The sequence below is a fragment of the Monashia sp. HAY1-2A genome, assembly GCF_056755315.1.
In genome coordinates this window covers 19,907-38,414 of the sequence record NZ_JBNDHY010000028.1, presented here as the reverse complement: position 1 = coordinate 38,414, position 18,508 = coordinate 19,907, and the positions used below count along the sequence as shown (strand labels likewise).

General features: G+C 73.7%; 10 protein-coding genes. 9 read left to right on the top strand and 1 reads right to left on the bottom strand.

Annotated features, from left to right (window positions below):
• The 8 genes from fdh to ACPYOM_RS06290 form a co-directional block, all read left to right on the top strand.
• Positions 1–2,675: formate dehydrogenase (fdh, locus tag ACPYOM_RS06325; protein ID WP_481345329.1), on the top strand; the 2,675-nt coding region annotated here is incomplete at its 5' end.
• Positions 2,676–2,678: 3 nt separating this feature from the next.
• Positions 2,679–3,776: a 4Fe-4S dicluster domain-containing protein gene (locus ACPYOM_RS06320; protein WP_481345328.1), complete on the top strand. Its 1,098-nt coding sequence runs from the start codon at positions 2,679–2,681 to the stop codon at positions 3,774–3,776.
• On the top strand, positions 3,773–4,897 hold the full coding sequence (nrfD, locus tag ACPYOM_RS06315; RefSeq protein ID WP_481345327.1) for an NrfD/PsrC family molybdoenzyme membrane anchor subunit: 1,125 nt from the start codon (positions 3,773–3,775) through the stop codon (positions 4,895–4,897). Before ACPYOM_RS06320 ends, nrfD begins: the two co-directional genes overlap by 4 nt.
• Positions 4,898–4,950: 53 nt before the next feature.
• Positions 4,951–6,315 (top strand): L-lactate MFS transporter, encoded by a 1,365-nt coding sequence (locus ACPYOM_RS06310; protein ID WP_481345326.1) that lies wholly within the window; start codon positions 4,951–4,953, stop codon positions 6,313–6,315.
• Between the two features lie 30 nt (positions 6,316–6,345).
• Entirely contained in the window at positions 6,346–8,157 is a 1,812-nt protein-coding gene (selB, locus tag ACPYOM_RS06305) for a selenocysteine-specific translation elongation factor (RefSeq protein ID WP_481345325.1), read from the top strand.
• 22 nt (positions 8,158–8,179) lie between these two features.
• Positions 8,180–8,620, top strand: coding sequence for a nuclear transport factor 2 family protein (locus ACPYOM_RS06300; protein ID WP_481345324.1), 441 nt, complete (start codon positions 8,180–8,182; stop codon positions 8,618–8,620).
• Positions 8,621–8,677: 57 nt separating this feature from the next.
• Entirely contained in the window at positions 8,678–13,600 is a 4,923-nt protein-coding gene (locus tag ACPYOM_RS06295) for an ATP-dependent helicase (protein ID WP_481345323.1), read from the top strand.
• A 135-nt stretch (positions 13,601–13,735) separates the two neighbouring features.
• Complete coding sequence (locus ACPYOM_RS06290; RefSeq protein WP_481345322.1) at positions 13,736–15,835, top strand: multicopper oxidase family protein; 2,100 nt, start codon at positions 13,736–13,738, stop codon at positions 15,833–15,835.
• Positions 15,836–15,881: 46 nt separating this feature from the next.
• Here the strand turns inward: ACPYOM_RS06290 and ACPYOM_RS06285 are convergent, their stop codons facing one another.
• Positions 15,882–17,159 carry a nucleotide sugar dehydrogenase gene (locus ACPYOM_RS06285; protein ID WP_481345321.1) on the bottom strand — a complete coding sequence of 426 codons (1,278 nt, stop codon included), beginning with the start codon at positions 17,157–17,159 and terminating at the stop codon, positions 15,882–15,884.
• Between the two features lie 107 nt (positions 17,160–17,266).
• Between ACPYOM_RS06285 and wecB the strand changes: the two genes are divergently transcribed.
• On the top strand, positions 17,267–18,457 hold the full coding sequence (gene wecB / locus ACPYOM_RS06280; protein WP_481345320.1) for a non-hydrolyzing UDP-N-acetylglucosamine 2-epimerase: 1,191 nt from the start codon (positions 17,267–17,269) through the stop codon (positions 18,455–18,457).
• Positions 18,458–18,508: the final 51 nt, after the last annotated feature.

The following is an 18,508-nucleotide window of genomic DNA, read 5'->3' as shown; positions in this document are numbered from 1 at the left end:
CGAACATGGCCGAGTGCCACCCGGTCGCCTACCAGTGGGTGACCGAGGCCCGTCTCAAGGGCGCGAAGGTCATCCACGTCGACCCGCGGTTCACCCGCACGTCGGCGACGGCCGACAAGCACATCCCGATCCGGGCCGGCAGCGACGTCGTGCTGCTCGGCGCGCTCATCAACCACATCCTGACGCGCGAGCTGTATTTCAAGGAGTACGTCGTCGCGTACACGAACGCCGCGACGCTCGTCAGCGAGACGTTCCGGGACACCGAGGACCTCGACGGCCTCTTCTCCGGCTACGACGAGGAGAAGGGCTCGTACGAGCCGAGCACGTGGGCCTACGCGGCGGGCTCGGACGACGAGGACGGGTCGCCGGGCACCATCGGCGGCCCGGCCGCCGCTCACGAGAGCGGCGGCGGCGGGCACGAGCACGGCCACAGCAAGTCCGAGCGCGCGGCCGGTGACGAGCACGGCTCCGGCGGACCGGCGCTCGAGCACGCGAGCGTGCTGCGCGACGAGTCGCTGCAGGACCCGCGGTGCGTCTTCCAGATCCTCAAGAAGCACTACGCCCGCTACACCCCGGAGATGGTCGCCGACACGTGCGGCGTCAGCGTCGACGACTTCGCCTACCTGGCCAAGGCCGTCACCGAGAACAGCGGCCGCGACCGCACCACGGCGTTCGTCTACGCCGTCGGCTGGACCCAGCACACGCTCGGCGCCCAGTTCATCCGCACCGCGGCCATCATCCAGCTGCTGCTCGGCAACATGGGCCGTCCGGGCGGCGGCATCATGGCGCTGCGCGGCCACGCCAGCATCCAGGGATCGACCGACATCCCGACGCTCTACAACATCCTCCCCGGCTACCTCGCGATGCCGGTCGTCGGCCTCCACGACACGTGGGAGGACTACGTGGGCGCCATCGGCAGCAAGTCCCAGAAGGGCTTCTGGGCCAACGCCGACACCTACGCCGTCAGCCTGCTCAAGGCGTGGTGGGGCAAGGCCGCGACCGCCGAGAACGACTGGTGCTTCGACTACCTGCCCCGGCTCTCGGGCGCGCACGGCACGTACCAGACGACGATGGCGATGCTCGAGGACCAGGTCGAGGGCTACTTCCTCCTCGGCCAGAACCCGGCCGTCGGCTCGGCCCACGGCCGCATGCAGCGCCAGGCGATGTCGCACCTCAAGTGGCTCGTCGTGCGCGACTTCGCGATGATCGAGTCGGCCACGTTCTGGAAGGACGGCCCGGAGATCGCGACGGGCGAGATGCGTCCTGAGGACATCCGGACCGAGGTGTTCTTCCTGCCCGCGGCGGCCCACACCGAGAAGTCCGGCTCGTTCACGCAGACCCAGCGGATGCTCCAGTGGCACCACAAGGCGGTGGCGCCGCCCGGTGAGGCGCAGAGCGAGCTGGAGTTCTTCTACGAGCTCGGCCGGCGCATCCGCGAGATCCTCGCCGACTCGACCGACCCGCGCGACCGGCCGCTGCTCGACCTGACGTGGGACTACCCGCTCGACGCCGACGGCGAGATCGACGCCGAGGCCGTGCTCGCCGAGGTCAACGGCCGCCACCTCACGGGCGACAAGGCCGGACAGCCGCTGTCGTCGTACACCGAGATGAAGGCCGACGGCTCGACCGACGGCGGCTGCTGGATCTACACCGGCGTCTACGCAGACGGCAAGAACCAGGCCGCCAACCGCCGACCCGGCCGCGAGCAGGACCTCACCGCCCTCGACTGGGGCTGGGCGTGGCCGGCCAACCGCCGCATCCTCTACAACCGGGCCTCGGCCGACCCCGAGGGCCACCCGTGGAGCGAGCGCAAGAAGTACGTGTGGTGGGACGCCGACGCCGGGAAGTGGACGGGGCACGACGTGCCGGACTTCCCGCCGACGAAGGCGCCGACGTTCCGGCCCGAGCCGGGCACCGGCGGCCCGGACGGCCTCGCCGGCGACGACCCGTTCATCATGCAGGCCGACGGCAAGGGCTGGCTCTTCACGCCCAAGGGCATGCTCGACGGTCCGCTGCCCACGCACTACGAGCCGCAGGAGTCGCCGGTCCGCAACCCGCTCTACACGCAGCAGTCCAACCCGGCCCGCCGGGTCTTCCCCCGCAAGGACAACCTGTGGAGCCCGTCCGCGGGCGAGCCGGGGTCCGACGTGTACCCGTACGTCTTCACGACCTACCGGCTCACCGAGCACCACACCGCGGGCGGCATGAGCCGGTGGCTGCCGTACCTGTCCGAGCTGCAGCCGGAGTTCTTCTGCGAGGTCTCGCCCGAGCTCGCGAAGGAGCGCGGGCTCGAGCCCGGTGGCTGGGCCACGATCGTGTCGGCCCGCACCGCGATCGAGGCGCGGGTCCTGGTCACCGAGCGCATGACGCCGCTCGTCATCCGCGGCCGCACCGTCCACCAGGTCGGGCTGCCGTACCACTGGGGCGTCGGCAGCGACGCCGTTGTCAGCGGTGACGCCGCCAACGACCTGCTCGGGATCGCCCTCGACCCGAACGTGCAGATCCAGGAGAGCAAGGCCGGCTCGTGCGACATCGTGCCGGGACGGCGTCCGACCGGGGAGGCGCTGCTGCGCCTCGTCGCCGAGTACCAGTCGCGCGCCGGCTCGACCGTCATGACGGGCAACGAGCTGCGCACCGGGCACCCGGGGTCCGTCCCCGAGCCGAAGGAGGGCTGAGGCATGGGTTTCTGGCGCAACCAGCTGTCGGGGCCGACCGACCCCGCGAGCGACGCCGCGTGGGACCGCCCGGAGCCGCGCAAGGGGTTCTTCACCGACACCTCGATCTGCATCGGCTGCAAGGCCTGCGAGGTCGCGTGCAAGGAGTGGAACGCCATCCCCGAGGACGGCCTCGACCTGCTCAACCAGTCCTACGACAACACCGGCGCGCTCGGGGCGAGCACCTGGCGCCACGTCGCGTTCGTCGAGCAGACGAGCGAGCGCATCGAGCAGGCCCGCGAGTCGGGGCGACGCCTCGTCCAGCTCGGGATGCCGACCCTGCGCACGGGGGACGAGCCGGCCCCGACCGGTGGCGGGGGCACCGCCACCGCGACGCTGGAGGCGCCCGGCGACGTGCGGTCCGGCGCCGCCGCCGGGCCGGGGCCCACCGACACCGCCGTGCCGGACGTCCGGTGGCTCATGGCGTCGGACGTGTGCAAGCACTGCACCCACGCGGCGTGCCTCGACGTGTGCCCGACGGGGTCGCTGTTCCGCACCGAGTTCGGCACCGTCGTCGTGCAGGACGACGTGTGCAACGGGTGCGGGTACTGCGTGGCCGCCTGCCCGTTCGGGGTCATCGAACGGCGCCGGGGCGACGAGGGCCACGAGGGCGGACGCCGCTCGCACGGCATCAGCATCGGCTCGGCAGGTGCCGACCCGGCCCACAACGGCGAGGTCAAGAACGTCGGCATCGCCCAGAAGTGCACGCTGTGCTACGACCGCCTCGGGGCCGGGCAGACACCCGCGTGCGCCCAGGCCTGCCCGACGACCTCGATCAAGTTCGGCGACCTCGACGACATGCGCGCCACCGCACGGGCCCGCGTCGCCGAGCTGCACGGCCTCGGCTACACCGAGGCGCGGCTCTACGGCACCGACGAGAACGACGGGGTCGGCGGCACCGGGTCGGTGTTCCTCCTGCTCGACGAGCCCGAGGTCTACGGGCTGCCGCCGGACCCGCGCGTAACCACGGCCGACCTGCCCGACATGTTCCGCAAGGCCGGGTACGCGGGACTGGCGATGCTCGGCATGGCCGCGGCCGCGTTCGTCGGGAGGAAGCGATGACGACCAACCCGTTCGACGCCGACCGCCCGCCCGAGCGCGAGCGCCGGCGTGACCCGGCGACCCACGGCAACGCCCGTGACACCGCCGGGCACGACGGCGGCCGCCGGCGCCGCGACGAGTCGCTCATGGTCCCGGACGTCCGGTTCGACAGCTACTACGGCCGGCACGTCGTCAAGCCCGCGCCGTGGGAGAAGGAGGTCGCCGCGTACCTGTTCCTCGGCGGCGTCGCCGGCGGGTCGGCGCTGCTCGGGGCCGGCGGCAAGGTGCTCGGCTACCCGGCGCTGCGCCGGGCGGGCCGCATCGGTGCGGTCGCAGCCGCGGCCCTCGGCGGTGCGGCGCTCGCCAAGGACCTCGGCAAGCCGAGCCGCGGCCTCAACATGCTGCGCACCGTCAAGCTCACCTCGCCGATGTCGGTCGGCTCGTGGATCCTTACCGCCTTCGGGGGCTTCTCCGGCCTGGCCCTCGCCACCGAGCTGGGTCAGGCGCTGCTCGAGCGTCGTTCCGGCACAGGGCGGCCCGGCACCGCGGTCGCCCGCGTCTCCCGGGTGCTCGCGGTCGCCGACGGGCCGGCCACGGCCGGCTCCGCGCTCTTCGCGCCGCCGCTCGCGGCCTACACCGCGGTGCTCCTCGCCGACACCGCGACCCCGACCTGGCACGAGTCCTACCGCGAGCTGCCGTTCGTCTTCGTCAGCTCGGCGAACGCCGCCGCGTCGGGCCTGGCCCTGCTCACCGTGCCGGCCCGGCAGAACGGTCCCGCCCGGCGGCTGGCCGCCCTCAGCGCCCTCGTCGAGACGCTCGCCTTCGAGCGGATGCAGCGCGAGCTCGGGCCGATGCTCGCCGAGCCGCTGCGCACCGGCAGGGCCGCCCGTCTGCTCCGGGCCAGCACGGTGCTGACCGTCGCCGGCGCCGTCGGTGCCGTCACCGTGGGACGGACCCGCGTCGGTGCCGCCCTGAGCGGTTTGGCCCTGATGGCCGGATCGGCGTGCACTCGGTTCGGCGTCTTCGAGGCGGGTATGGCCTCCGCGATCGACCCGAAGTACACGGTCGAGCACCAACGCGAGCGTCTCGAACGCCGCCGCGCCGCCGGCGTCGTCGACGACGCGATCACCACGGCGCGCTAGACGCGCACCGACGACGCAGGGAGGCGCCGCCGGAGGACCGGAAGGGGAATGCCGTGAGCAGGACCGACAGCGATCCGGTGACGAGGACCCGAGGCGCCAACCGCTGGGTCATCCTCGTCTGTGCCGTCCTCGTGCAGCTGGCCATCGGCTCCGTCTACGCGTGGAGCGTCTTCGCCAAGGCGATGCAGAGCGACGCCGCGTTCGGATGGTCGAAGTCGAAGGCCGCCGTGCCGTTCAGCGTCGTCATCGGGATGATCTTCATCGGCAGCTACGTCGGCGGCCGGCTCCAGGACGCCCGCGGGCCGCGCGTCGTCGCGATGACCGGAGGGGTCATCTACGCCGTCGGCGTCATCCTCGCCTCCTTCGCCCAGTCGCCGGACGCCTTCTGGCTGGTCGTCCTCGGGTACGGCGTCATCGGCGGGTTCGGCCTCGGGATGGTCTACATCGTGCCGATCGCCATGCTGCAGAAGTGGTTCCCGGACAAACCGGGCCTCATCACCGGCCTCGCGGTCGCGGGGTTCGGGTTCGGGGCGGTCGTCACCGCCCCCGTCGGGCAGGCCCTGATCGACCACACGCCGAGCGTCCCGACGAAGGCCTTCCTCTGGCTCGGCATCGGGTACCTCGTCATCCTCCTCGTGTGCACGTCGGTGTTCCGCAACCCGGCAGCCGTGCCCGACACCACCACGGAGTCGGCCGCCACGGCCGTGTCCGCTGACACGGGCACGGGCACGGCCTCCCGCGACTTCACGCCGAGCGAGGCGATGCACACCCCGCAGTGGTACCTGCTCACCGGCATCCTCACGATGAGCGTCACCGCCGGCATCTCGCTCATCGCCGTGGCCGCCGGCACGGCCAGCGACGTCGCCGGCTACTCGACCGCGGCGGCTGCCGCGCTCGTCGGCGTGCTGGGCCTCTTCAACGGCGGAGGCCGCATCTTCTGGGGCTGGCTGTCCGACCTCGTCGGCAAGATGCCGGCGTTCCTCGGCATCCTCGGGATCCAGGCCGTGTGCCTGCTGCTCATCCCGCACGCGTCGAACAAGGCGCTGTTCGCCGTCCTCGCCGCCCTCGTGTACCTCTGCTACGGGGGCGCGTTCGGCACCATGCCCTCGACGGCCGGGCGGTTCTTCGGGGTGCGCAACGTCGGAGCGATCTACGGCCTCATGCTCATCGGCTGGAGCATCGGCGGCGTCGTCGGCCCGCTCCTCATCGCCTCGCTCATCGGCAGCGAGAAGGCCTACACGCTCGGGTTCAGCGTCATCGGCATCATCACCCTCGTCGCGCTGGTCCTGCCGCTCGTGACCCGGCCGCCCCGCCACGACCGCCGGCCGGCAGCTGCCGACGGTACCGGCACCACCGGCACGACCGGCGCCACCGGCGCCACGGCGGCGTCCGGGCGGGACAGGCTGCGTCGCCACTGACGCGGACCGTCCGCTGGGTACGGTGAGGGCGTGCACGTCGTCGCCACCGCCGGCCACGTCGACCACGGCAAGTCGACCCTGGTGCGCGCCCTCACCGGCATCGAGCCGGACCGCTGGGCCGAGGAACGGCGCCGCGGCCTGACGATCGACCTCGGCTATGCGTGGACGACCCTGCCGTCCGGGGCGTCCGTCGCCTTCGTCGACGTCCCCGGTCACGAGCACTTCGTCGGCAACATGCTGGCCGGTCTGGGCCCGGCCCCGGCCGTCGTCCTCGTCGTCGCCGCGGACGAGGGGTGGCGGCGGCAGTCGGCCGAGCACCTCGCCGCCGTCGACGCGCTCGGGCTGCGGCACGGGCTCGTCGTCGTCACGCGCGCCGACCTCGCCGACCCGGGGCCGGCTCGTGCCGACGCCCTCGAGCGGGTGCGGGCGACCTCGCTCGCCGGCTGCGAGGCGGTCGCCGTGTCGGCCCGGACCGGCGAGGGGCTCGACGACGTGCGGGCCGCCCTCGACCGGCTCGTCGCGTCGCTGCCCGCACCGGACACCGGGGCCCGCCTGCGCCTCTGGGTCGACCGGTCCTTCACGGTGCGGGGCGCCGGGACGGTGGTCACCGGCACGCTCGGCGCCGGGACGGTCCGCGTCGGCGACGAGCTGCTCGTGCAGCGCGCCGACGGAGCCCACGCCCGCGTCACCGTGCGCGGGCTGCAGAGCCAGGAGCAGCCCGCCCACGCCGTCGGCCCCGTGAGCCGGGTCGCCGTCAACCTCCGTGGGCTCGGGGCCGACCAGGTGGGCCGCGGGGACGCCCTCGTGACGCCGCACGCGTGGCGGACGACGGACTCGGTCGACGTGCGGCTCGAGCGTGGCGACGCCGTCCGCTCCGGACCCGGACGCATCCCCGCGAACCTCATGCTCCACGTCGGCTCGCTCGCCGTGCAGGTGCGCACGCGACCGCTCGGCGGCGACGCCGTCCGCCTCACCCTCCCGGCGCCGCTCGCCCTCACGGCGGGGGACCGGCTCGTCCTTCGCGACCCCGGGTCGCGGCACGTCGTCGGGGCGCTCGTCGTCGACGCCGACCCGCCGCCGCTGCGCCGCCGCGGTGCCGCGGTCCGGCGCGCCGAGGCCGTCGCCGGCATGAGCGGCACCCCGGACCTCGCCGCCGAGGTCGCCCGGCGCGAGGCGATGGCCACCTCCGACGCGGCAGCCCTCGGGCTCCCGGTGCCCGAGGACGGAGCGAGCGCCGACGGCGTGGCACGCCGGGGCCGGTGGCTCGTCGCCGACGCGGCGTGGCAGCAGTGGGGGCGGCGGTTGCACGCCGCTTCGGTCGCCCGCGCCGACGCCGACCCGCTCGACCCGACGCTCACTCTCGAGGCCGCGCGCGCGGCGTCCGGCGCCCCGGACCGCACCCTCGTCCCCGACCTCGCGGGCTCCGTCGGGCTCGACGTCCACGACGGCCGGGTCGGCCTGCCGGGCCGCACCGCCGAGCTGGGGGACCGGGCCGAGGAGGGCCTGCGCCGCATCGAGGCCCGGCTCGCCGACGAGCCGTTCGCGGCCCCCGAGCAGAAGGAGCTCGACGCGGCCGGCCTCGGGGGCCGCGAGGTGGCCGCGGCCGTGCGAGCCGGCCGGCTGCTGCGCCTGACCGGGGTGCCCGACGACGTCTACCTCCAGCCGATCGCGCCGGCCCGGGCCATGCGGGTCCTCGCCGGCCTGCCGCAGCCGTTCACGACGAGCGAGGCGCGGGTCGCGCTCGCCTCGACGCGCCGCACCGTCGTCCCGCTGCTCGAGCACCTCGACGCCCGGGGGTGGACCCGCCGCGTCGACGGCACGCACCGCGAGGTGCGACGCTGAGACCCTCGTGGAAGGAGCCGACATGGACCCCCGACCGCCGCTGCCGCCGTTCACGGAGGACACCGCCCGCCAGAAGGTGCAGGCGGCCGAGGACGCCTGGAACACGCGCGACCCTGACCGGGTCGCCGGCGCCTACAGCGAGGACACCGTGTGGCGCAACCGTGACGAGCACCTCGTCGGGCGCGCCGAGGTCACCGAGTTCCTGCGGCGCAAGTGGGCCCGGGAGCTGGACTACCGGCTGCGCAAGAACCTCTGGGCCTTCGAGGGCAACCGGATCGCCGTGCGGTTCCAGTACGAGTCCCGCGACCCCGAGGGCCGGTGGTGGCGCTCGTACGGCAACGAGCTGTGGGAGTTCGACGACCTGGGGTACATGCGTCGGCGGGAGGCGAGCATCAACGACGTCCGCATCGACGAGGGCGACCTGCGGGTCACCCCCGGCGAGGGCGAGCTGCCGCCCTTCTGAGCACCGACGCGGTGACGCCCCGGGCACTGTCCCCGGCGCATGGCAGGGTGGTCGGTGATGGCTGACGTGCTCGACCGCTTCTCCCCGGCCACCGCGGAGTGGTTCCGGAGCAGCTTCAGTGCGCCCACCACCGCCCAGACCGGCGCCTGGGAGGCCATCTCGTCCGGACGTCACTGCGTCGTCGTCGCCCCGACCGGCTCGGGCAAGACGCTCTCGGCCTTCCTCTGGGCCATCGACCGGATGGCGAGCGAGCCGGTGCCCGAGGAGCGGCTCGAGCGGTGCCGCGTCCTCTACGTGTCGCCGATGAAGGCGCTGGCCGTCGACGTCGAACGCAACCTCCGCGCGCCGCTCGTCGGCATCGGGCACGCGGCCACCCGGCTGGGCCTTCCGGTCCCCGACATCGGTGTCAGCGTGCGCTCCGGCGACACCCCCGCGAACGAGCGGCGCGCCTTCGCGCGGACACCGAGCGACATCCTCATCACGACGCCCGAGTCGCTGTTCCTCATGCTCACCTCGTCGGTCCGCGAGGCACTCAGGGGCATCGAGACCGTCATCGTCGACGAGGTCCACGCCGTCGCCGGAACCAAGCGCGGTGCCCACCTCGCGCTGAGCCTCGAGCGCCTCGACGCCGTCCTGCCCAGGCCGGCCCAGCGCGTCGGGCTGTCGGCCACGGTCCGGCCGGTCGAGGAGGTCGCGCGCTACCTCGCCGGTGGGCGTCCGGTCGACATCGTGCAGCCGGCCTCGACGAAGCAGTGGGACCTCGACGTCGTCGTGCCCGTGCCCGACATGGCCGAGCTGTCCGCAGCGACGGCCGAGATCTCCCCGGGCGTCCCCGACCTGTCCGGCCCCGCAGCGGGCAACGCCCCGCAGGCGAGCATCTGGCCGCACGTCGAGGAACGCATCGTCGACCTCATCGCCGACCACCGCTCGACGCTCGTCTTCGCCAACTCGCGTCGCCTCGCCGAGCGGCTGACCTCCCGGCTCAACGAGATCTGGGAGGAGCGGCTCGCCGAGGAGGAGAGCCTGCCGGGGCCCGGCGCGGCCCTGGGCGCGGTGGCCACGGGCGTCGCGGCCGCGAAGCACCCACCCGCGCAGATCATGGCGCAGTCCGGGGCCTCGCGCGGCGCGCCCGCGGTGCTGGCCCGCGCGCACCACGGGTCCGTGAGCAAGGAGCATCGCGCCGCCATCGAGGAGGACCTCAAGGCCGGTCGCCTGCCCGCCGTCGTCGCCACGAGCAGCCTCGAGCTCGGCATCGACATGGGCGCCGTGGACCTCGTCGTGCAGGTCGAGTCGCCGCCGTCGGTCGCGAGCGGTCTGCAACGCGTCGGGCGTGCCGGCCACCAGGTGGGTGCCGTGAGCCAGGGCGTGCTCTTCCCGAAGTTCCGGGGAGACCTCGTGCAGACCGCCGTCGTCGTCGAACGGATGCGCTCGGGCGACATCGAGTCGCTGCGCGTACCGGCCAACCCCGTCGACGTCCTCGCCCAGCACGTCGTCGCGATGTGCGCCATGGACGACTGGACCGTCGGCGACCTCGAGGGTCTCGTGCGACGCACCGCGAGCTTCGCCGCGCTGCCGCGGACGGTCCTCGAGGCGACCCTCGACATGCTCGCCGGCCGGTACCCGTCCGACGAGTTCGCCGAGCTGCGACCGCGCATCGTGTGGGACCGCGTCACCGACACCCTCACCGGACGCCGCGGCGCCCAGCGCCTCGCCGTCACGAGCGGCGGCACCATCCCGGACCGCGGCCTGTACGCCGTGTTCCTCGCCTCCGGTGAGGGGCCGGGCCGCCGGGTCGGCGAGCTCGACGAGGAGATGGTCTACGAGTCCCGCGTCGGTGACGTCTTCACCCTCGGCACGTCGACGTGGCGCATCGAGGACATCACCCACGACCGCGTCCTCGTCACCCCCGCTCCGGGCCAGGCCGGTCGCCTCCCGTTCTGGAAGGGCGACCAGCAGGGCCGGCCCGCCGAGCTCGGCCGGGCCGTGGGGTCGTTCATCCGCGAGATCGTCGGCCTGTCGCCCGAGCGCGCCCGGGCCCGGGTCCGGGAGGCCGGCCTTGACGAGTGGGCCGCCGACAACCTCCTCGGCTACCTCGGCGAGCAGAAGGAGGCCACGCGCCACGTCCCCGACGACCGCACCATCGTCGTCGAGCGGTTCCGCGACGAGATCGGCGACTGGCGCGTCGCGGTGCTCTCGCCCTTCGGCGGTCAGGTGCACGCGCCGTGGGCCCTGTGCGTCGCGGCGCGGATGCGCGAACGGTTCGGCATCGACGTGCAGGCCATGCACGGTGACGACGGCATCGTCTTCCGGCTGCCCGACCTCGAGTTCGACGACGCCGGTGCGGGCGGCAGCGCGTCGGTCGGTCAGCAGCTCGTCGAGCTGGTCACCCTCGAGCCGGAGGAGGTGAGCGAGCTGGTCACGCAGGAGATCGGCGGGTCGGCCCTGTTCGCCTCCCGCTTCCGGGAGTGCGCGGCGCGCGCGCTGCTGCTACCGCGTCGACGCCCCGACCGGCGCCAGCCGCTGTGGCAGCAGCGGCAGCGGGCGGCCCAGCTGCTCGAGGTCGCCAGCCAGTACCCGACGTTCCCCATCGTCCTCGAGGCCGTCCGTGAGTGCGTCCAGGACGTCTTCGACGTCCCCGGTCTCGTCGAGCTCATGGGCGAGATCCGCTCGCGCGCCGTCACCGTCGTCGACGTCGAGTCGCGGCAGCCGAGCCCGTTCGCCAAGTCGCTCGTCTTCGGGTACGTCGCGCAGTACCTCTACGAGGGGGACTCGCCCCTCGCCGAGCGTCGCGCGGCCGCGCTCGCGCTCGACCCCTCGCTGCTGTCCGAGCTGCTCGGCCAGGGCGAGGCGCTGGCGCTGCGCGACCTGCTCGACCCCGAGGCGGTCGCCCGCACGGAGGCCGAGCTCCAGCGGCTCACGCCCGAGCGCGCCGCCCGCGACGCCGAGGACGTCGCCGACCTCCTGCGCGTCCTCGGCCCCCTGTCGACGCGCGACGTCGTGACGCGGGCCGCCGAGGGGTTCGGCCCGGCGGCGGTCGAGTCGGCGCTCGCCGAGCTGGAGTCCTCCCGACGCGTCATCGCGGTCCGTGTCGCCGGCGAGGACCGCTGGGCCGCCGTCGAGGACGCCGCCCGGCTGCGCGACGCGCTCGGCACGGCCCTGCCCGTCGGTGTCCCGCACGCCTTCCTCGAGCCGGTCCCCGACCCCCTGGCCGATCTCGTGGCCCGGTTCGCCCGCACGCACGGGCCGTTCACCGTCCACACCGTGGCCTCGTGGTGGGGTCTGGGCCCGGCCGTCGTCCACGACGCGCTGCGTCGGCTCGTGTCGGCCGGGCGGGTCGTCGAGGGCGAGCTGCTGCCGACCGAGAACGGCGGTGGCCGCGGCCCCGAGTTCTGCGACGCCGAGGTGCTGCGCCTCCTGCGGCGCCGGTCGCTCGCGGCCCTGCGACACGAGGTCGAGCCGGTCGACCAGGCCGACCTCGCGCGGTTCGTGCCGCAGTGGCAGGGCGTCGGCGGCGGCCAGCGCGGTCGCGAGGGCCTGCTGCGGGCGGTCGAGCAGCTGACGGGTGCGGTCGTGCCCGCGAGCGCGCTCGAGTCGCTCGTCCTGCCGGCGCGGGTGGCCGACTACCGGCCGTCGCTGCTCGACGAGGTCATGAGCTCGGGCGAGGTGGTGTGGCGTGGTCACGGCTCGCTGCCGGGTGACGACGGCTGGGTCAGCCTCCACCTCGCCGACAGCGCGCACCTGACCCTGGCCCCGCCCGACGACCCCGTCGGTGCAGACCTGACCGACGCCGAGCGCGCCGTCCTCGCGGCCCTCGACGGCGGGGGCGCGTACTTCTTCCGTCCGCTCGCCCAGCGGCTCGAGCTCGACGACACCGAGGTGGTGGAGGCCCTGTGGTCCCTCGTGTGGTCCGGGCGCGTCACCAACGACACCGTCGCGCCGTTGCGGGCCCTGCTCTCCGGTGGCCGAACCGCGCACCGACGCACGTCGTCGGCCCCGCGGTCGGCGCGGTACACGTCGCGTCGTGGCTCGCTCGGCCGGTTCGGTTCGCTGCGGGGGGCGCTCGCGGCCTCGACGCCGGCGCAGGTCGAGGCTGCCGAGACCGCGGCCGCCGGGCGCGCGCTGCAGGCCGGCCGGGCGCAGGGTTCCGGCCCACCGACCGGCGTCGGCCGCTGGACGCTGCTGCCCGTCGCCGAGACCGACCCCACGGTGCGCGCCGTCACGGCCGCGGAGCTGCTCCTCGACCGGTACGGCGTGCTGACCCGGGGCTCGGTCGTCAGCGAGGACGTGCCGGGTGGGTTCGCCGCCGTCTACCGGGTACTGGCCGCCGCCGAGGAGGCCGGCAAGGTGCGCCGCGGCTACTTCGTCGAGGGCCTCGGTGCGTCGCAGTTCGCCTCCACCGGCGCCGTCGACCGGCTGCGGTCGATGTCGCGGTTGCCGGGTGGGGAGCCGGCTCGTGCCGGGTCGTCCGCCGGTCGCGTCGACCCGGGGGAGGGCGACGAGTGGGCCGTGCCGGTGACGCCGCCGCCCGCCGCGCCGGGTCGCGGGCGCCGCCCCGACGCGTCGGTCGTGCCGGCGCTCGTCCTCGCCGCGAGCGACCCCGCCAACCCCTACGGTGCCGCCATCGGCTGGCCCGAGCGCGGCGTCACGGACGCCACCGAGGAGGCCGCCGAAGGCCCCTCGCGACGCAAGGGCCACCAGCCGGGCCGGAAGGCGGGCGCTCTCGTCGTCCTCGTCGACGGTGCGCTCGTGCTCTACGTCGAGCGCGGCGGCAAGACGATGCTCTGCTGGTCCGAGGACCCCGCCCGGCTGCAGCCGGCCGCGGACGCCCTGGCGCTCGCGGTCCGCGAGGGGGCCCTCGGGCGGCTCACCGTCGAGAAGGCCGACGGCGCGTCGGTCCTCGGCTCGGGTCACCCGCTCGTCGAGGCGCTGTCGACCGCGGGGTTCCACATGACCCCACGGGGCCTGCGGCTGCGTCGCTGAGTCAGCGAATTACCCTCAAAACAGAGGCAATCGGACGTCGTGTGCCGTGTTCCACACCACTTTCGGTCGATCGCCCGACGGTCCCCGTCCCGCGGTGCAACTCTGGTCCAGGGGGCCAGAGACAGGGTGATCGCCGTGAAGAACGACCAGAACGACGTCCGGCCCCGGCAGCTGAGCCGACGGGCCTTCATCAGAGCCGCAGGGGTGGCCGGCGCAGGGTTCGTGCTCTACGCCTACTCGCCCGCGGGCACGAGACAGGCGGTGGCCGCCATCCCGGGCGGCACCCTCGACCCTGCCACCGTGCCGAAGTTCGTGACACCGATGCTCATCCCGCCCGTCATGCCGCGGGCCGGGACCATCACGCTCCGCGGCGGCAAGACGGCCGACTACTACGAGATCTCGGTGCGGCAGTTCGCGCAGCAGATCCTGCCGGCCGGCCTGCCCGCGACCACGGTCTGGGGCTACGGCGCCACCCGGTCCGCGAGCCGGAGAGGGTTGTTGCTGCACAACGCCCCGTCCCTGACGATCGAGTCGCGCTGGAACCGGCCGGTGCGCGTCAGGTGGACCAACGACCTGCTCGACTCCTCCGGCAACTACCTGCCGCACCTGCTCCCGGTCGACCCGACGCTGCACTGGGCCAACCCGCCCGGCGGCACGCAGGGGCGCGACAGCAGACCCACCTTCGACGCGACGCCCGGGCCCTACACCGGGCCGGTCCCGCTCGTGACGCACCTGCACGGGGCCGTCGGCGTCGGTGACGAGAGCGACGGCTACGCCGAGGCGTGGTACCTCCCGGCTGCCCGCAACATCCCCGCCGGCTACGCCACGGAGGGCACCTGGCACGACTTCTTCAAGAGCAAGGCCGCCGGCACCCTGGGGGTCAGCTGGGGCCCGGGCTACGCCGTCTTCCAGTACCCGAACGACCAACGCGAGTCGACGCTTTGGTACCACGACCACACGCTGGGCATGACCCGCCTCAACGTCTACGCGGGGCCGGCCGGCTTCTTCCTCGTGCGAGGTGGTCCGCAGGGCGAGAAGGCGATCCGCGACAGCCGGACCGGCACGGTCGCGGTGCTGCCCGGCCCGGCACCCTCCGAGGGTGACGCCTTCCCGTCGAACAAGACCTACCTCGAGATCCCGATCGCGATCCAGGACCGCGCGTTCGACGCCGACGGCTCGCTCTTCTACCCGGACAGCCGGGAGTTCTTCGACGGTGCCACGGCCGAGGACCCGGGATTCATCCCGACGACCGACCTGTCGCCGATCTGGAACCCCGAGTTCTTCGGCAACACGATCATGGTCAACGGCAACACGTGGCCCTTCCAGACCGTCCAGCAGCGCCGCTACCGGCTCCGTCTGCTCAACGGCTGCCAGGCGCGCTTCCTCATCCTCGACTTCGACCGGATCCCGGGCATCTCCGTCTGGGTCATCGGCAACGAGGGCGGGTTCCTCGCCGCCCCGGTCGACCTCACGGGCACCGCCGGCAACCGGCTCCTGCTCGCCCCCGCGGAGCGCGCCGACCTCGTCGTCGACTTCGCCGGGGTACCGCTGGGCGACCACGTCCTGCACAACGTCGGACCCGACGAACCCTTCGGTGGCGGTGAGCCCGGGGAGGACTTCGACGAGGCGGATCCCGCCACCACCGGACAGGTGCTCCAGTTCCGCGTGGTCCCGGCCACGTCCGTGGACGCGACCACGCCGCCGGAGTTCCTCCGGCTCCCGACGATCACGGCGCTCCCCACACCGACCCGCACCCGGCGACTCGCGCTCGTCGAGATGATGTCGGAAGCCTGGGACGGGCCGGCCGAAGCCATGCTCGGGGTGCTGGACGGTGACGGCAACCCGGTCCACCGGATGTGGGCGAACCCGGTCACCGAGAACCCGGGGGTCGGCGACACCGAGGTCTGGGAGGTGCACAACTTCACCGCCGACGCCCACCCCATCCACGTGCACGAGACGACCTTCGAGGTGGTCGACCGGCAGGCGCTCGTCACCAACGCCGACGGGGAGACCGAGCCGCCGGCACGGCTCGTGGGCGCCCCGCGCCCGCCCGAGGCCTGGGAGACCGGTTTCAAGGACACCGTCATCGCCTATCCCGGCGAGGTGACCCGGGTGCGGGCACGGTTCTCGCGGGCGGGCCAGTACACCTGGCACTGCCACATCGTCGAGCACGAGGACAACGAGATGATGCGCCCCTACCGGATCGGTGGGGAGCAGCCGGGCCAGCCGACCTAGCCACGAGCGGCACCCGCCTGGCGCGTCCGACAAGTGACGCATCCGGTCAGAGGCGCTCCACGTGCGGGCGGGGCGTCGCCGATCCCCGGGTGTCGAGGAAGCGCTGTGACCGGGCCGCCAGCCGGTCGACGTCGTAGCTGCGGTGGCGTTGCAGCAGGACGACGATGTCGGCCCCTGCCACCGCGTCCTCGAGCTCGGGGTCCGCGACGCGTGGCACGTCGGCGCCCACCTCGTCCCAGCGGGCGACGAACGGGTCGTGGAAGACGACCTCCGCCCCGAGCTCGAGGAGGCGCCGGGCCAGCGGCACGGCCGGTGACTCGCGCTGGTCGGCGATGTCCGCCTTGTAGGTCACGCCGAGGACGAGGACCCGCGAGCCGCGCAGGGCCTTCGCGTCGTGGTTGAGCGCATCCTGCACGCGGCGCACGACGTAGGCGGGCATGCCGCCGTTGACCTCCTGGGCCAGCTCGACGAAGCGGAAGGGGTAGCCGAGCCGGGTGCGGACGTTGTGGGACAGGTAGTTCGGGTCGATGGGGATGCAGTGGCCCCCGACGCCGGGGCCGGGGTGGAACGCCTGGAAGCCGAACGGCTTGGTGCTCGCTGCGGCGATGACCTCCCACAGGTCGATGTCGAGGTCGTGGCAGAACCGGGCCATCTCGTTGACGAGCGCGATGTTGATGTGCCGGTAGGTGTTCTCGAGCAGCTTGGCGGTCTCGGCCTCGCGCGTGCCTCGGGTCCGCACGACGGTGTCGACGACCTTGCCGTAGAAGGTCGCGGCCGCGTCGGTGCAGGCAGCTGTGTGGCCGCCGACGACCTTGGGGGTGTTGACGATCCCGTACACGGGGTTGCCGGGGTCGACGCGCTCGGGCGAGAACGCGAGGCTGAAGTCGCGCCCGGCGACCAGGCCCCCGGACTCGAGGATCGGCCGCACCACCTCGTCGGTCGTGCCCGGGTAGGTCGTCGACTCCAGGACGACGAGGGTGCCCGGCCGCAGGTGGGCCGCCAGCGACCGGGTCGCCCCGACCACCGCCCCGAGGTCGGGACCGCCCTCGGACCCGAGCGGCGTCGGCACGCAGATCACGACGGTCGACGCGTCGGCCACGACCGAGGCGTCCGTCGTCGGCGTGAACCCGCCCTCGAGCATCGTGCGGACGTCGTCGTGGGACAGGTCGTCGACGTGCGACCGCCCGGCCGCCAGCGACGTCACGACGGACGCGTCGGTGTCGAGCCCTGCGACCCGCATCCCCGCCGCGGTCGCCGCCTGGGCGAGCGGCAGTCCGACGTACCCCAGGCCAACGACGACGACGTCGATTCGCGGCTGAATCATGGCTTCTCCCAATCGAACTCGCGACCTCCGAGTGAAGGTCGAATGAACCCTTCGTGCAAGCGGCCCTTGACGCCGATCGCGCCGGAAATCGTCGTCATGCTCGGGGAATGCACCGAGTCATGACCGTCTACGGAACCCGTCCGGAGGCCATCAAGATGGCGCCCCTCGTCGCTGCGCTCGAGGCCGATGAGCGCCTCGAACCGGTCGTGGCGGTGACCGGCCAGCACCGCGAGATGCTCGACCAGGTCAACGTCCTCTTCGGCATCGAGCCGGCCTACGACCTCGACCTCATGACGCCCGGCGCGAGCCTCGCCGAGCTCACCTCGCGCACGGTCCTCGCGGCATCCGAGCTGCTCCGCGAGGCGCGACCGGACGTCGTCGTCGTGCAGGGCGACACGACCACCGTCCTCGCCGCGGGCCTGGCCGCGTTCTACGAGCGGATCCCCGTCGTGCACCTCGAGGCCGGGCTGCGCACCGGTGACGTGCACTCGCCGTTCCCCGAGGAGGTCAACCGCCGCCTCACCGCCCCGCTCGCCGGCCTGCACCTCGCGCCGACGTCCACCTCCAAGGCCAACCTCCTGCGCGAGGCGATCGACGAACGGCACATCACCGTCACCGGCAATACCGTCATCGACGCCCTGCGCTGGACCACCGCCCAACCGGTGCGCTTCGACGACGAGCGCGTCGCCCGCGCCGTCGAGGCCGCCGGAACCGGCCGGGACCTGCTTCTCGTCACCTCGCACCGTCGCGAGTCGTGGGGGCCCCGCATGGTCGAGTCGATGACGGCGATCCGGGACCTCGCCGCAGCGCGACCGGAGCTGCAGGTGCTCCTGCCGATGCACCGCAACCCGGTGGTGCGGGAGGTCATCGAGCCGCTCCTCGGCGGCCTCGACAACGTGCTGCTCACCGAGCCGCTCGACTACCACCGGTTCGCCCACGCCCTCGCCGCGGCGAGCGTCGTGCTCACAGACTCCGGCGGAGTCCAGGAGGAGGCCCCGAGCCTCGGCAAGCCCGTGCTCGTCATGCGCGACACGACCGAGCGCCCGGAGGCGGTCACGGCCGGCACCGTCCGGCTCGTCGGCACCGACGGCGCGAGGATCCGCGCCGCCGTCGAGGAGCTGCTCGACGACACAGAGGCCTACGCCGCGATGGCCGAGGCCGTGAACCCCTACGGCGACGGGCGTGCCGCCGAACGGTCCGTGGCCGCCATCGCCGAGCTGCTCGGCGTGGGCCACCGCGCCCCCGACTTCGACCCCGCGGTCGACGTCGACGAGGCGGACCTGCTCCGCGCCGGCTGAGCCCCCTTGTGGCAGAGGCGCTCCCGAACGAGGTGTCGGGAGCGCCTCTTG